Genomic DNA, 14,480 nt, shown 5'->3' on the forward strand with positions numbered 1-14,480 from the left:
AATCTCCACACTCCGGGTATGGACGGCGAAATCACGCCCGAGGAAGTGAACGCCCTCACCGTGGGCGAGGACGTGCGCGTCGTGGACATCCGGATGCCGGGCGCGTACCAGCGCGGCCACATCCCCGGGAGCGAGAACATCCCCTTCCAGCAGCTCCCGCAGCGCGTCGGCGACCTCGACGGCGCGTCCCACGTCGTCACCGTCTGCCCGCACGGCAAGTCGAGCGTGCAGGCCGCGAACCTCGTCGCGTCCTACGACGGCCTCGACGACGACGCCCGCGTCCAGAGCATGCAGGGCGGCCTCTCCGCCTGGGAGTACGACCTCGAAACCCCAGAGCAGCGCGACGAAGGCCCGAGCGCGCCCGAGTCGCCCTTCTGAGCGCACACTAAGACCGGTTTTCCGTCGCTCTTCGGTCGTGAGCGACGCGTGCGTCCCGAGCGTGCTCGTCGCGCGAGCGGGTCGCTACGTAGCGTGGCGTTCGCGAAAAGTCCGAGCCGATGTGGCGTGGAAGTCGGTTAGGCGACGTTGAATCCCTTCTCGCGGAGGAACCCCTCGACGCGCCCGGAGTGATTCCCCTGGAGTTCGATCTCGCCGTCCTCGACCGTGCCGCCGCAGGCGAACTTGGATTTGAGGTCCGAGGAGAGACTGTCGAGGTCGACGTCCTTCGGGTCGAGGCCTTCGATAACGGTGACTTCCTTGCCGTAGCGTCGCTCGTCGATGCGGATGCTCACCTGCTGGGACTCTTTCGCGACGTCTTCGCAGACGCAGAGTTCCTGGGGCAATCCGCACGTCGAGCACGTTTCTGCCATTTCAGCCTGAACGTTGGCGGTCTGGGTTGAAAAGCGTTCTCCCCCGGGGGTTCACCACCAGTCAGGCACGGGGAGGCGGGTGTGGGCGGCGACGAACGCGCGAGCCTGCCGGGCGGCGGCGCGTGCGGCGTCGTCGTCGAGGCCGGTGCCGTAGCGGGCGCGTTCGCGGGCGGCGGCGACGGCGCGCACCGAGTCGGGGGCGCGGACGGCGTCGAGGTAGGCGCGGACGGTCTCGCCGTCGCGGCGCGGCCGGTAGGTGCGTTCGAGTACGTACTCGACGCGGGCGAACGCGCCGATGGCGACGTCCTCGGGCGAGCCGGTGAGGCGGCGGCGCAGCCAGACGGCGCGCGCGACGCGCCCCGGGAGGCCGCTGTACTGGAGCGCGCCGACCAGCCCGCCGCCCAAGAGCCCCCAGAGCGCGAGCGTGCCGGGCGGCGGGAGCGTGACCCCGCCCGCGCCGCTCGCGGCCGTGGTGCCCGTGGCGGTGGAGTTGTTCGCGGCGTCGCGGACGCCCTCGAGGCCGCCGGGGAGACCGGTCGTGGTGGCGTTCGGCGGCGTCGTCGCGGTGTCGGTCGTCGCAGTCTCGCTCGACGCGTCGGGCGTCGTCGTGGTCGTGGTCGTAGCGGTGTCGCTGCCGAGCGCGTCGACGTTCTCCGTGCCGTTCTCGCGGGCGGTTTCGAGGCGGTCGGTTTCGGCGGTCTGCCGCGGGCCGCCGGGCGTCGGGTCGAAGCGCACCCAGCCGTACTCGGGGAAGTACGCCTCCACCCACGCGTGGGAGTCGTAGCCGCGGACGACCCACTGGTTCGCGTCGACCTGCTGGCCGGACGTGTAGCCGACGGCGAACCGCGCGGGGATGCCCTGCGTGCGGAGCATCGTCACCATCGACGTCGCGTAGTACGTGCAGTAGCCCGTGGCGTCGTCGCTCAGGACGAAGTAGTTCACGAGGTTTCCGCGCGGGTTGGGCGCGTCGAGGTCGTACTCGCGGTTCGCGGCGAGCCACGACTCGATGGCGCGCGCCTTCCCGTACGGCGTCTCCGCGTCCGCCGTGACGTTCGCGGTGACTCGGGCGACCGCGGGGTCCGTCGTCTCGGGGACCTGGAGGTAGTTCTCGGCGACGTCCTCGGGGTAGTCGGTTCCCGCGGCGCGGAGCTGGGCGGGCGTGGCGTTCACGCGCTCGCTCTCCACGCGGTAGGTCGTCGGCGGGTCGGTGTCTTCGTCGGGGCGGAGGTTCCCGAAGCGCGTGACCGAGTAGTCGATGCCGTCGACGTCGACGGGTTCGGCGGCCGCGGGGAGCGCGTCGGCGGACCGCCGGAGCGTGATAGTCTGTTCGAGGGATTCTTCGGGGCCGGGCGGCCCGCGGAGCGAGCCGCCTTCGCTCGCGCCCGTCTGGAGCCAGCTCGTCCCCGTGAAGCGGTCGTAGGACGCGACCCGGTAGTACGGCGGGTCGCTCGCGGGCGTACAGGTGAACTCGTTCGTGCCGTTCACGGCCCGGCATCGGTAGTCGTAGCCGTCGAGGGACGCGACGAAGTTGACTTTCGGGGAGAGGCGGATGCGGCCGCCGACGGCGACGTGGTCGTCGGGCGCGGACAGGTCGGTGGTCGGCGTCGGCGGGGTGACGAGCGGCGTGCCCGCCCCACCAGGAACGGCGGTGACGACGGCGGGCGCGAGGACGCAGACGGCGACGCCGGCGGCGAGGAGTTGCGCTTGGCGTTTCCCGCCGCCGCCGTGATCGGCGATGCGGCCGCAGGCGACGGCGAGGAGCGCGGCGACCGTGCCGACGAGCGTCGCGACCGCGCCCGCGTCACCCGTGAGGACGAAGAATCCGAGCATGCCGCCGGCGACGAGCGCCGCGGCGGAGTAGTTCCGTCGGAAGCCGAAGTACCACGTGAGAAAGAGCGGCGCGGGCGTGACGGCGGTCGCCCACGCGCCGGCCTCGACGAGCCGGTAGATGGAGAAGCCGGTGAGGAGCGCGAGCGTGTCGGTCGTGACGCTCGTCGGCGTGAGCGAGTCCCGAATCGCCTCGGGGATGACGAGGAGGTAGACGGCGAACCCGGCGAGCAGAACGACGACGCCGAGCGCGAGGGCCTGCGGGCCGCTGAGGTCGCGGAGGAGCCACGCGAGCGCGAGCGCGCCGCCGGCGGCGAGCGCGAGCGTGGAGACGCCGCCGACGACGGAGACGACGCCGAGCGCGACGGCGACCCACGACGCGGAGACGGCGGCGAGCGCGGCGAGCGCACCCACACGGTAGGCCGTGGTCGTCACGCCGCCACCTCCGCGGTGGCAACCATCTCGGGCGTCACGCCGCCACCTCCGACGAGTCTGTCGTCTCGTCGGGCGCGCCGACGACTTCGCCGTAGCGTCGCGTCATGCCGGCCGCGGTGACGGTGACGTGGCCGCCGTCGGCGGGCGCGTTCACCGCGACGTCCGCGGGGTCGGTGGGGTCGCGGCGGACGGTGCCGCCGTCGAAGCGCGCGAGCGCGTCGAGGACGCGGCGGCGGTGGTCGTCGCCGCGCGCGGCCGAGAGGCGGGTCGTCGGCGTGTGGAGGGCGACGTCGACGCCGTGGTCGAGGCAGAAGACGGCGATGCTCGCGGCGGCCTCCGCGGCGCTGTCGACCCGCGGTCCGTCGGCGCTCACCGCGATAGTGACGGCGTTCGTCGCGCCCTCGCCCGCGTACGTCGTGACGACGAGGTCGCCGTCGCGTTTCGCGGACACGCGCCAGTTCACGTCGCGGAGGGAGTCGCCGGCGCGGTACTCGCGGAGCGAGTCGAACTGCCCGCGCTCGTCGGTCAGGCCGACGTAGCCCGCGAGGAGCGACGCCGTCTCGTGGAGTCGGTGGACGCGCGGCTGTACGAGCACGGTCCCCTCGTTCCGCACGGAGAACGACCGCGTCCAGAGGCCGAGCGGGTCGGACGCCGTCACGAGCGTCGGCCCCACGGTGTGTTCGCCGCGCTCGTCGAACGTCACGGCGCGCGTCGCCTCGCGGCCGTCCGCGACCGTCTCCAGCGTGCTCGCGCCCCGGATACCGTCGAGCGGGTCGACGACCGATACCGTCGGTTCGCCCGATTGCTCGACGGAGAGCGAGAGCACGTGGCTGTCGCCGCGGCGCACCGTCTCCGGGACGCGGCGGTAGACGGACGGTCTGTCGAGCCGGCGGACGTAGACGAACGCGCCGGCGAGGACGACGAAGAGCGGGACGGCGACGGCGTTCAGCGTCCGCCCGCCGAACAGCCAGCCGGCGGCGAGCGCGGCGACGGCGAACACGAGGACCGCGACGCCGCGGCGCGTCAGCGTGGTCTGCATCCGGTGTTACTCCGGGCGGACGCGGTCGAGCGCGCGCTCGACGACCTGTTCGGCCGCGGGCCCGCCGACGCGCCCGCCTTCGTCCGCGCGGACGCGGTGCGTGAGAACCGACGACGCTTCCGTCTGGACGTCGTCCGGGAGGACGTAGTCGCGGCCGCCGAGGAGCGCGCGGCCCTGCGCGGCGTGCAAGAGCGCGATGGACGCGCGCGTGCTGACGCCGAGCGCGGCGTGCTCGCGGGTGTCGGCGGCGAGCCGCGCGACGTAGTCCCGGACGGGCTCGGCGACCGTCACCGACGCGGCGGTCGCGCGGAGCCGGCGGAGCGTCGGGACGTCCATCACGGCTTCGACCTCGCGAACGGGGTGGTCGCCGGCGACGCGGCTGAGGATTTCGCGCTCCTCCGCCACCGACGGGTAGCCGAGCGAGAGCTGCTTCGTGAACCGGTCGATCTCGGCGAGCGGCAGGTCGTACGTCCGGTCTCGCTCGACGGCGTTCATCGTCGCGATGACGATGAACGGGTCGGGGAGCGGGTACGTCGTCCCGTCCGCCGTCACTTGTCCTTCCTCCATCGCCTCCAAGAGGGCGGCCTGCGTCTTCGGCGGCGCGCGGTTGATTTCGTCCGCGAGCACGACGTTCCCGAAGACGGGGCCTTCGCGGAAGTCGAACTCGCCGGTGGACTCGTCGAAGACGTGCGTCCCGGTCACGTCGCCCGGCAGGAGGTCCGGAGTGAACTGCACGCGCCCGAAGGAGCCGGAGACGGATTTCGCGACGGTGCGTGCGAGCATCGTCTTCCCCGTGCCCGGGACGTCCTCCAGGAGAACGTGCCCACGGCCGAGAACCGCGACGACGAGGTGTTCGATCGGCGTTCGCTTCCCGACGATAACGGTTTCGACGTTATCGACGAGGCGGGCGGCGAGGTCCGCGGCCTCGTCTGTGGAAAGTACACCCCGCTCGACGGCGGCTTCGGTGGTTGCGTCAGTCATGTGGGCGTCCGGCTAGTAGCGAGCTATTGGCCGCCGGCGAACGAAAGCCTGTTGGTGGTTCACACCCGCCACTGCTTGCAGTCGCCGCAGACGAGTCCGTTCTCGTCGCGGAACCGCCGCGGCACGCGGTCGCCGCACGCCTCGCAGGGCGCGCCCGTAGGGTCGAACGCGTACGTCGCCGCGGGCGGCGATGGCGTCGATACCTCCCCCTCGAACTCGGTGAGTCGCGCGTCCTCGGTCACACCCACACCCGGGCGCGCCGACCGCATAAATCCCACAGGGACTAAGCCCTCGCCGCCGTAAGCGCGGGTATGCTCCCACTGCAACTCGACCCGACGACGCTCTTCGCCGACCCCATCGCCGCCGTCCTCCTCCTCAGCGGGGCCGTTATCACGGGCTTCACGGTACTCGCCGGCGCGTACCTGACGCTCGGCGCGGTCGGCGACCTCGTCACGTCGAACGGCGCATAAGCCCTAGAAGGCGTCGCCGAGCAGGTCGACGGCGGTCGCGCGGTCGGGGCCGAGCGGCGAGCCCGCGACGACGCCGTCGAGATGTTCGCGCAGCGCCGCGATTCGCGCTTCCACTTCTTCGGGCGTGCCAGCGATGCTGAACGCGTCGAGCATCGCGTCGCTCACCGCGTCGAACGCGTCCGTGAACGCGCCCGCTTCGATGGCGTCGCCGATGTCGCTCGCGCGCTCGCGGTCGATGCCGTGCCGGTCGAGCACCGGCGGTTCCGCGCCCGCCGCGATGAACGCGACCGGCGGCCGCGCGGCCTCGCGCGCCGCCGCGCCGTCCTCGGCGACGCTCACCGACGCGAACGCCGCCGACGTGAACTCGCTCGGCTCCTCGCGCTCGGCGCGGCCTTCGGCGATGCGGTCGGCCGCCCACGCCGCGTCGTCCGGGTGGCTCGCGTTCACAAGCACGCCGTCCGCGCGCTTCCCCGCCATCCGCAGCATGTGCGGGCCCTGCCCGCCGACGAACACCGGCACGTCGCCGACCGCGTAGTTCAACCCCGCGTCCCGCGCGGTGAACGTCCCGTCGTGGTCCACGCGCTCGCCCGCCCAGAGGTCGCGCGCCACCTCGAACGACTCCAGCACGCGGCGGAGCGGGCGCTCGCGCTCCACCCCGAGATTCTGCAGCGTCGACGCGTCGCCCGCCCCCACGCCGAACACCGCACGCCCGCCGGAGAGCTCGTCGAGCGTCGCCACCTGCGACGCGAGTTTCACCGGGTGAGTCTCGTAGGGGTTCGCGACACCCGGGCCGAGTCGAATTGACTCGGTGGCTGCGGCCGCCCGCGTCAACGCCGCGAACGGGTCGCGGTTGTTGTAGTGGCAGGACGCGAAGACGTGGTCGAAGCCCGCGGCCTCCGCGCGAGCCGCGAGGGCGGCGACCTCCTCGACCGGCACCTCCGGCGTGAGTTCGACGCCCTTCATCGGTCGAACTCCCACTCGCGGAGCGCCTGCCGCACGAAGTCGCCGTCGAGTTCCCGAAAGAGGTTGTCGCTCCCGTCGTGGTCGCCGAAGGCCCAGTCCCGCACGACGACGACGGGGTCGCCGCCGTCGCCCTCCCCAGTGACGAGGTTCGCCGCCGACGCCAGTTCGTCCACGACGGATTCGACGGTGACGGCGAGTTCGTGGCCGTCGCGGTCCGTCTCTCCGCGCCAATCCCGGGATGCGGAGATACCCGCCCAGCCGATGGCGACGCCGCGCTGGCCGTGGCGGAACGGCCGCCCGCACGTGTCGGTCACGACCACGGCGACGTCCGCGTCGATTCCCTCCCGGATTCGTTCGGCGCTCTCCGACGGGCGCTCGGGGAGGAGGAGGAGATCCGCGCCGCCGGTGTTCGACCGGTCGATACCGGCGTTCACGCCGACGTGTCCGAACCGCGTCTCCGTGAGGAGGAACGGCGCTTCGATGGCGAGCTCCATCGACTCCTCTAACACGGCTTGGGCGAACCGCGGGTCCTTCTCGTCGCCCGTAACCTCCTCGAGGCGCGCGGCGATCTCGCGGGCGCGCGGGCTCGGCGGGAAGTCGTCGAGGGCGTACGCGCGGCCCTCCGCCTTCGAGACGACGGTGCTGGCGACGCAGAGTACGTCGCCGTCGTGGACGTCCCCGTGCTCCTCGATGAGCGCGGCGAGGTCGTCGCCAGCGTCGATTTCGGGGAGCCCGGGAACCGCGTTCACGTACATACTCGTGGGTCGCTGGCCGCGTTGAAGAGCGCCGCGGTAGCGGACGATCTGACGCCGGTCGCCGACAGGTGGAAGGCGGCGCGTAGCGACCAGGCGAGTATGGACGAAGTGCACGTCGTCACGTGCTTCCTCCGGAGCGGCGTCGACGTCCTCCTCCTCAAGCGGAGCGAGCGCGTCGGCTCCTACCGCGGGCGGTGGGGCGCGCCTGCCGGACACGCCGAGGGCCGACCGGACGAGCAGGCGTGGCGAGAGATCGCGGAGGAGACGGGGCTCGCGGACGCCTGCGAGCGCGTCCGCGTCGGCGACCCCTTCGACGTCGTCGACGAAGACCGGGGAACGCGGTGGGTCGTCCACCCGTATCTCTTCGACTGCGCGCGCCGGGACGTCGAGCCGAACGAGGAGACGACCGAGTGGGCGTGGGCGCAGCCGACGGCCATCCGCGACCGCGAGACCGTCCCGGACCTCTGGCGGTCGTGGCGGGCGGTCGCGCCGACGGTCGAATCCGTCGCCGACGACGACACGCACGGCTCGGCGTACGTCTCCCTGCGCGCGGTCGAAGTGCTCCGCGACGCCGCCGCCGAGGGCGCGGGAAGAGCGCGGCTCGAAGCGCTGGCGCGAGACCTCCTCGACGCGAAGCCGGGGATGGCGGCGGTGCGGAACCGCGTGAACCGCGTGCTGAGCGAGGCGGCGGGCGGGAAGGCGGACGCGCGGGCGGTCGCGGAGCGCACGCTCGACGCGGCCGTCGACGCCGACGGGCGCGCCGCCGACCGAGCGCGCGACCTCGTCGCGGGCGAGCGAGTCGTGACGCTCTCCCGGTCAGGAACCGTCCTCGACGCGCTCACCGGGGAGCCGGGACCGGCGTCCGTCGTCGTCGCGGAGTCACGGCCGGCGTGCGAGGGCGTCGGCGTGGCGGAGGCGCTCGCGGACGCCGGCGTCGACGTCGCTCTCACGACGGACGCAAACCTCCCCGGGGTCGTCGCCGGCGCGGACGTCGTGCTCGTCGGCGCGGACACTGTTCTCCCCGACGGGCGCGTGCTGAACAAGGTCGGGACGCGGGCGGCGGCGCTCGCCGCCGAGCGCGAGGACGCCGCGTGCTACGCGGTCTGCGCGCGCGACAAGGTCAGTCCCAACGCCGACGTCCACGTCGAATCCGGTGACTCCGCGGCTGTCTACGACGGCGAGCGCGACGTCGCCGTCGAGAACCCCCTCTTCGACGTCGCGCCGGCGGACTGCGTGACCGGCGTCGTCACCGAGGACGGCGTGCTCGACGCGACCGCCGTCGGCGAGGTCGCCGGCGCGTTCCGGTCGCTCGCGGCCTGGCAGGACGAGCAGGACGACGCACAGGAGTGACCGCGGGCGGGGCGTCGTCCGTTCCGAACCGGACCGCCCGCGGCTGTCAGTCAGCGCACGCCACTGGGTCGCCGCGTCCTCCGAGATGAACGTTCGGAAAGGCCTATGGACGCGGGCGGTCTCCTCCCGGTAGGGCGGCGGTGACGAGGAGTTACCCCCACCGAGCCCCTTCTGACGAGGAACTCCAGACCGAGTCGCCCTTTCGCAAGATTGAATCAGCGATACGCGGTAGCGACAGCCGTGAACATCGAGCATCTCGGCGTACACGACTCAATCAGCGCCGTCTTCCCCCCGGAACGCCTCGTGGACGCGCTCGCCTCCGTCGACCCGAACGTCTCCATCGTGCGTGACGGCGAGTACGACGACATCGACGCCGTCGTGACGTTCGCGCACGACGACGCCTACTTCGGGCAGGTCGAGTGGGTGCACTGCGCTCGCGCGGGCTACGACGACTTCCCCGTCGAGCGGTTCGAGGAGACCGGGACGATACTGACGAACTCGTCGGGCATCCACGGGGCGAGCGTCGGCGAGACCGCGGTCGGGATGATGCTCTCGCTCGCGCGCTGCCTCCACGTCGCCCGGGACGCGCAGAACCGCGGCGAGTGGTCGCGGCCGGAGTGGGACCGCCCGTTCACGCTCTTCGACCAGCGCGTCACCGTCGTCGGCCTCGGCACGCTCGGACAGGGCATCGCGCGGCGCGCCGACGGCCTCGGAATGCGCGTTTCGGGCGTTCGCCGCACGCCCGCGCGCCCCCCGCACGTCCGCGAAGTCTACACGCCCGTCGACCTCCACGACGCCATCGCGGACGCGAAGTTCGTCGCGCTCACCACGCCGCTCACGGAGGAGACAGCGCACATGTTCGGCGCGGAGGAGTTCGACGTCATGCGCGACGACGCCTACCTCGTGAACGTCGCGCGCGGCGGCGTCGTCGACCAGGACGCGCTCGTCGACGCGCTCGAAAGCGGGGACATCGCCGGCGCGGGCCTCGACGTCTTCGAAGAAGAACCCCTCCCCGAATCCTCGCCGCTCTGGGAGATGGACGACGTCGTCGTCACCCCGCACGTCGGCGCGGCGGACAGGAACTACTACCAGGACATCGCGGCGCTCGTCCGGCAGAACGTCCTGCACGCGAGCGCGGACGAGGAGTTCGTCAACCGCGTCGCGTAGGCTGAACGGGGAATTAGGCCTTCGGGAGGCGGACGTGGAAGGCCGCGCCGCCGCCGTCGCCGGCCGCGTCGCGGTTCTCCGCCCAGACTTCGCCGCCGAAGCCGTCGACGAGGCGGCGAACGAGGAACAACCCCATTCCCGTCCCGCCGCTCTCCAGTCCCTTCTCGCCTTCCGCGAAGAGCCGCCGCGACAGCTCCTCGGGGAGGCCGGGGCCGTTGTCGGCGACGGTGACGACGACGCTCTCTGATTCGTCGGCGACGCTGATTTCGACCGACGGCGACGGGTCGTCGTTGTGCTGGACGGCGTTGTTGAGGAGGTTCCGGAAGACGGACGCGAGCATCTCGTTCCCCGCGACCTCGACGTCCGGAATCTCACCGTCGACGGAGAAGGACGCTTCCGGGAAGGATTCGCGGCGGAGCGAGATTTCGGTTTCGAGGACGTACCGGAGCGGCGTCGGCTTCACCGCCATCGCGTCGCCGTTCGTCACGGTCTCGACGTAGTCGCGGACGCTGTTCGTCAGGTCGACGACCTGCTCGCCGCTCGCGAGAATCTTCTCGAGGTACTCCACGCCCGTCTCGTCTACGTGGTCTTCGAGGAGTTCCGCCCACCCGAGGATGATGGTCATGTCGTTTCGGATGTCGTGGCGGACGACGCGGTTCAGCGTCTCCAGTTTCGCCGCCGTCTCCTCGATGCGCGACTGGTACTCTTTCATCTCCGTGATGTCGGACGCGACGCCGATCTGCGCGGTCACGTCGCCGTCGGCGTCGCGCTCCCACGAGATCTGATCGCGAATCCACCGGACGTCGCCGCCCCGCGTCACGAGCCGGTAGTCGATACTGTCCGCCGCGTGGTCGGCCTGGAGGCGGCGCAGCTCGTCGAGGACGAACTCGCGGTCGTCCGGGTGGATTGCGTCCTCGAAGCGCGTCGGGTCGCTCGTCCACTCCTCGGGCGTGTAGCCCGTGATTTCCTCGATGGTGTCGTTGACGTACGTCGTGTCGAGCGTCACCGGGTCGGCGCGGTAGACGATTGCGGACACCCCCTCGGTGAGCGACTGGAACCGCCGTCGTTCGGCTTCCAGTTCGGCTTCGCGGCGTTTCCGCTCCGTGATGTCGCGCGTGCTGACGACGAATCCGTCGACGGCGGACTCCGGATAGACGCTCCCCGTGGACTCCACCCACACCCAGGTGTCGCCGCCGCGGGCGAACCGGTACTCCACCGGCTCGATGACGTCCTCGGAGTCGTCGAGCACGCGCTCGAACGCCGTCCACACCCGCTCGCGGTCGTCCGGGTGGATGGAGTCGAAGGCGTTCGTATCGACGAGGTCGTCCGGCTCGTAGCCGAGCACGCGCTCGACGCTCGGGCTGACGTAGCGAATCGTCCCGTCCATCGCCAACACGGAGACGACGTCTGACGTATACCGGATGAGTGACTCGTACTTCTCGCCCTCGCTCTCGTTCATTCGGTTAGAGACATCTACTCTAGCCGGAGCACGCCGATAAGTATGCCGCTGACCCGGTTCAGATAGCTAACAGATACGGCGGTGCGACGAGCGCTCGCCGCGTGTCAGAAGAACTTCTTCAGGTCGTCGCGCTTCGCGGCTTCGAGGTGCGCGCGCACCGCCTGTTCGAGCGGCTCGATCTGCCCCTGCTTCGCCGTAATCGGCGCGATAGTGTCCTGCCACTGCTTCCACGGCGGCAACAGCCCGAAGCGGTCCGCGACGTCGTCGAGGCGCTCGTCCGCGTCGTCGACTTTATCCATCTTGTTCACCGCGAGCACCGCGGGAATGTCGAGCTCACGCAGGAGGTGGTAGAGTTCGACCGTGTGCGGGATCTCCTCCTCGTTCGTGTGCCGGTCGATGATGTCGATGGCGGCCTTCCCGTCGAGGACGACGACGCCCGCGAGAACGTTCGGCGCGTGCTCCTCGAGATACCGCACGATGTTCGTCTTAATCTGCTCTCGCTGCTCGCCCGGCACGCCCGACATAAACCCGAACCCCGGGAGGTCCGTGACGACGAAATCCTCGCTCGCCCAGTCGTAGTGGTTCGGGCTGCGCGTCACGCCGGGCTTCCCGCCCGTGTTGAACTGGTGGCCCGTAATCTCGCGCATCAGCGTCGACTTCCCCACGTTGGACCGGCCGAGGAGAACGACTTCCGCGTCCCGGTCGGGACGGTTCTCGAACATACCTCTCGTAGCGCGCCAGAGAGGGTAGGCGTTACGCTCTCCGCGAAGAGACCGAGCGTCGCGTTAGCTCGCGTCGTACGTCACCGTCACCGTCGCCGTCACCGAGACCGGCCCCGGCGAGAACGACGTCGACGCACCGCCGCTGTCCGCCGACGCGTACGTCACCGGCGACGGCGTGTGACTCGACGTCGACACCGACCGCACGCCCGTCACCGTCAGCCCGCCCGCCTCAGCGACGACGTCCGCGTCAGCACGCGCGTTCTCCATCGCCGCCCGGAGCGCCTCCGCGCGGAGGTCCGCCCGCGCCTCGTCGCTCAGCGTGAACTGCACGCTCGACACCCGGTTCGCGCCGTTCGACGTCGCGAGGTCGACGATTTCACCCGCGCGCTCCGTCCCGTTGAGCGTCACGCGGAACGCGTGCACCGCGCGGTACTCGCTCGTCGACCCGTCCGACCGCGAGACTTCGTGCAGCGAGTAGTAACTCGTCACGACCGCGTCCGACGGAATCCCCGCCTCCGTCAGCGCCGCCGTCAGCGAACTCGCGTTCGCCGCCACGCGCTCACGCGCCGTCTCCGCGTCGTCAGCCGTCGCCGTCACCGCCAGCGACACCACCGCCTGGTCCGGCGCGGCCGACACCGACCCCGTCCCCGACGTCGTCACCGTCTGCGACGCCGACGCGTTCGCGCTCGACCCGTCCGCAATCCCGCCGACACACCCCGCCGACACGACTGCCACAGCAACCACTACCAGTGCAATCGACCGCCGAGAGAGTCTCGATACCATACCCGACTACTCGGCCCCACGCGGCATCAACCTCTCGCGGACACAAACCGCTACTTGACTCTCACCACGCCCGCGAACCCGCACTCAACACCGGCCCGCCCCGCCGTCGCTGCTCCGACCGTGCCCGCGCGAACACGGTGCGTCCCGCTGGCTCGTCGTTTACGCGGTCGCGCTGGCCCGCGTGTCGCTCCCGCTCGCCCTAACGCGGATTCTCGCGCGAGTGCTAACGAGTACGAGCAGCACGTCGCGGAACGCGACGGAACGAGCGAGCGCCGCAGGCGCGAGCAGGGAGGAACTTGTTCCGACCGTGCTCACTCCTCCCTGCGGTCGTCGTTCCGAACCGCGTCGTCCGAACGCTTTTCTCGCCGCCACGAGTCGGTGAGATAGTGCGACTCGTTCAGGTCACGATTCCCGCCGGGAAGCGGCGGGCGATACTCGGCGAGCTCGACGACGAGGGCATCGACTACGTCGTCACGGACGAGACGAGCGGCCGCGAGTACACGGGCGTCGTCTACTTCCCGCTGCCGACGGGCGCGGTGGAGGACGTGCTGTCGAAGCTCCGGGAGGTCGGCGTCGACGACCAGGCGTACACGGTCGTGTTGGACGCGGAGACGGTGGTGTCGCGGAAGTTCGACGCGCTGGAAGCGGACTACGCGGAGGAGGAAGGGACGGACGAACGCATCGCGCGCGAGGAGTTGCGGACGCGGGCCGAAGACCTCGCGTCCTCCCGTGTAGTGTACTCGGTGATGACGGTGGTGTCGGCGGTCATCGCAACGGCGGGGCTCCTCCTCGACTCGCCGGCGACGGTGGTCGGGTCGATGGTCATCGCGCCGCTCATCGGGCCGGCGATGGCGGCGTCCGTCGGGACGGTCATCGACGAGCGCGACCTCTTCCGGCGGGGCGTGCGGATGCAGGCGCTCGGCGTCGCGCTCGCCGTTCTCTCGTCGGCGGTGTTCGCGTTCGGGATACGCCACCTCTACCTCGTGCCGCCGGGCATCGATCCGACGACGCTGACGCAAGTGAGAGAGCGGCTCGCGCCGGATTTCCTGTCGCTCGTCGTCGCGCTCGGCGCGGGGGTGGCGGGCGTGGTGAGCCTCGCGACCGGCGTGTCGACGGCGCTCGTCGGCGTCATGATCGCCGTGGCGCTCATCCCGCCCGCGGCCACGGTCGGCATCGGCATCGCGTTCGGGATGCCGGCGGTCGCGCTCGGCTCCGGCGTCCTCGTCGCCGTCAACATCCTCTCCATCAACCTCGCCGCGCTCGTCGTCCTCTGGTACGCCGGCTACCGCCCCGAGTCCTGGTTCCGCGAGTCGGAGGCGCGGAAGACGACGGTGAAGCGCGTCGCCGTGCTCGCCGTCGCCATCGCCGTGCTCTCCGTCTTCCTCGGCGGCGTCACGTACGCGAGCTACCAGCACGCGCAGTTCGAGGAATCCGTCACCACCGGCATCAACGGCGCGCTCGCCGACGGCGAGTACGAGAACCTCAACCTCCGCACGCTCGACGTCGAGTACGAGCAGCCGCTGACGCCGCTCTCCTCTCCGGTGAGCGTGCACGTCGTCGTCGGCCGACCCGCCGACGCCGCGTACGCCGGCCTCGCCGAGCGCATCCACGAGGTCATCGAGGACCGAACCGGCCACGACGTCGCCGTCGAAGTCGAGTTCGTCGAAACCCAACACGCGAGCTGAAGCCACCGGAGAGCTGGAAGAACCGGGAAACGACA

Annotated in this window: 15 protein-coding genes; 5 read left to right on the plus strand and 10 right to left on the minus strand. The window is 71.1% G+C overall.

Annotated elements, in window-relative coordinates; genetic code table 11:
* The first annotated feature begins 18 nt into the window (after nt 1-18).
* Nucleotides 19-378 carry a rhodanese-like domain-containing protein gene (locus tag IEY26_RS14245; RefSeq protein WP_188980109.1) on the plus strand — a complete coding sequence of 120 codons (360 nt, stop codon included), beginning with the start codon at nt 19-21 and terminating at the stop codon, nt 376-378.
* A 137-nt stretch (nt 379-515) separates the two neighbouring features.
* Here IEY26_RS14245 and yciH read toward each other — a convergent pair whose 3' ends face one another.
* From yciH to IEY26_RS14270, 5 genes are read right to left on the minus strand one after another with little or no spacing between them, the layout of a single operon-like run.
* Complete coding sequence (gene yciH / locus IEY26_RS14250) at nt 516-809, minus strand: stress response translation initiation inhibitor YciH (RefSeq protein WP_188980111.1); 294 nt, start codon at nt 807-809, stop codon at nt 516-518.
* Between the two features lie 51 nt (nt 810-860).
* Complete coding sequence (locus IEY26_RS14255) at nt 861-3,071, minus strand: transglutaminase family protein (RefSeq protein WP_188980113.1); 2,211 nt, start codon at nt 3,069-3,071, stop codon at nt 861-863.
* Between the two features lie 34 nt (nt 3,072-3,105).
* On the minus strand, nt 3,106-4,110 hold the full coding sequence (locus IEY26_RS14260; protein ID WP_188980115.1) for a DUF58 domain-containing protein: 1,005 nt from the start codon (nt 4,108-4,110) through the stop codon (nt 3,106-3,108).
* A 6-nt stretch (nt 4,111-4,116) separates the two neighbouring features.
* On the minus strand, nt 4,117-5,091 hold the full coding sequence (locus IEY26_RS14265; RefSeq protein WP_188980117.1) for an AAA family ATPase: 975 nt from the start codon (nt 5,089-5,091) through the stop codon (nt 4,117-4,119).
* A 59-nt stretch (nt 5,092-5,150) separates the two neighbouring features.
* A complete protein-coding gene (locus tag IEY26_RS14270) occupies nt 5,151-5,333 on the minus strand; it encodes a DUF7573 domain-containing protein (RefSeq protein ID WP_188980119.1) in 183 nt (60 codons plus the stop codon).
* Between the two features lie 69 nt (nt 5,334-5,402).
* Here IEY26_RS14270 and IEY26_RS14275 point away from each other — a divergent pair, with 69 nt between their 5' ends.
* Nucleotides 5,403-5,561, plus strand: coding sequence for a hypothetical protein (locus IEY26_RS14275; protein ID WP_188980121.1), 159 nt, complete (start codon nt 5,403-5,405; stop codon nt 5,559-5,561).
* Between the two features lie 3 nt (nt 5,562-5,564).
* Here the strand turns inward: IEY26_RS14275 and IEY26_RS14280 are convergent, their stop codons facing one another.
* Together IEY26_RS14280 and IEY26_RS14285 are read right to left on the minus strand one after the other, a co-directional pair.
* Nucleotides 5,565-6,524, minus strand: coding sequence for a 5,10-methylenetetrahydromethanopterin reductase (locus tag IEY26_RS14280; protein WP_188980123.1), 960 nt, complete (start codon nt 6,522-6,524; stop codon nt 5,565-5,567).
* Nucleotides 6,521-7,279, minus strand: coding sequence for a coenzyme F420-0:L-glutamate ligase (locus tag IEY26_RS14285; RefSeq protein ID WP_188980125.1), 759 nt, complete (start codon nt 7,277-7,279; stop codon nt 6,521-6,523). Before IEY26_RS14285 ends, IEY26_RS14280 begins: the two co-directional genes overlap by 4 nt.
* A 99-nt stretch (nt 7,280-7,378) precedes the next feature.
* Between IEY26_RS14285 and IEY26_RS14290 the strand changes: the two genes are divergently transcribed.
* Together IEY26_RS14290 and ddh are read left to right on the plus strand one after the other, a co-directional pair.
* Nucleotides 7,379-8,629, plus strand: coding sequence for an NUDIX domain-containing protein (locus IEY26_RS14290; protein ID WP_188980127.1), 1,251 nt, complete (start codon nt 7,379-7,381; stop codon nt 8,627-8,629).
* A 240-nt stretch (nt 8,630-8,869) separates the two neighbouring features.
* Nucleotides 8,870-9,796, plus strand: coding sequence for a D-2-hydroxyacid dehydrogenase (gene ddh / locus IEY26_RS14295; RefSeq protein WP_188980128.1), 927 nt, complete (start codon nt 8,870-8,872; stop codon nt 9,794-9,796).
* A gap of 13 nt (nt 9,797-9,809) precedes the next feature.
* Here the strand turns inward: ddh and IEY26_RS14300 are convergent, their stop codons facing one another.
* The 3 genes from IEY26_RS14300 to IEY26_RS14310 all read right to left on the minus strand — a co-directional run bounded on the left by IEY26_RS14300 (nt 9,810) and on the right by IEY26_RS14310 (nt 12,760).
* The gene (locus IEY26_RS14300) at nt 9,810-11,255 is read right to left on the minus strand and encodes a PAS domain-containing sensor histidine kinase (protein WP_188980129.1); all 1,446 of its coding nucleotides are present in this window, start codon (nt 11,253-11,255) and stop codon (nt 9,810-9,812) included.
* 104 nt (nt 11,256-11,359) lie between these two features.
* Nucleotides 11,360-11,977 carry a GTP-binding protein EngB gene (engB, locus tag IEY26_RS14305; protein WP_188980130.1) on the minus strand — a complete coding sequence of 206 codons (618 nt, stop codon included), beginning with the start codon at nt 11,975-11,977 and terminating at the stop codon, nt 11,360-11,362.
* 63 nt (nt 11,978-12,040) lie between these two features.
* Nucleotides 12,041-12,760, minus strand: a complete 720-nt coding sequence (locus IEY26_RS14310; protein WP_188980131.1) for an SIMPL domain-containing protein — start codon at nt 12,758-12,760, stop codon at nt 12,041-12,043.
* 386 nt (nt 12,761-13,146) lie between these two features.
* Here IEY26_RS14310 and IEY26_RS14315 point away from each other — a divergent pair, with 386 nt between their 5' ends.
* Complete coding sequence (locus IEY26_RS14315; protein ID WP_188980133.1) at nt 13,147-14,445, plus strand: TIGR00341 family protein; 1,299 nt, start codon at nt 13,147-13,149, stop codon at nt 14,443-14,445.
* Nucleotides 14,446-14,480 lie beyond the last annotated feature (35 nt).

Origin of the sequence: Halocalculus aciditolerans, assembly GCF_014647475.1 — an archaeon.
Lineage (GTDB): Archaea > Halobacteriota > Halobacteria > Halobacteriales > Halobacteriaceae > Halocalculus > Halocalculus aciditolerans.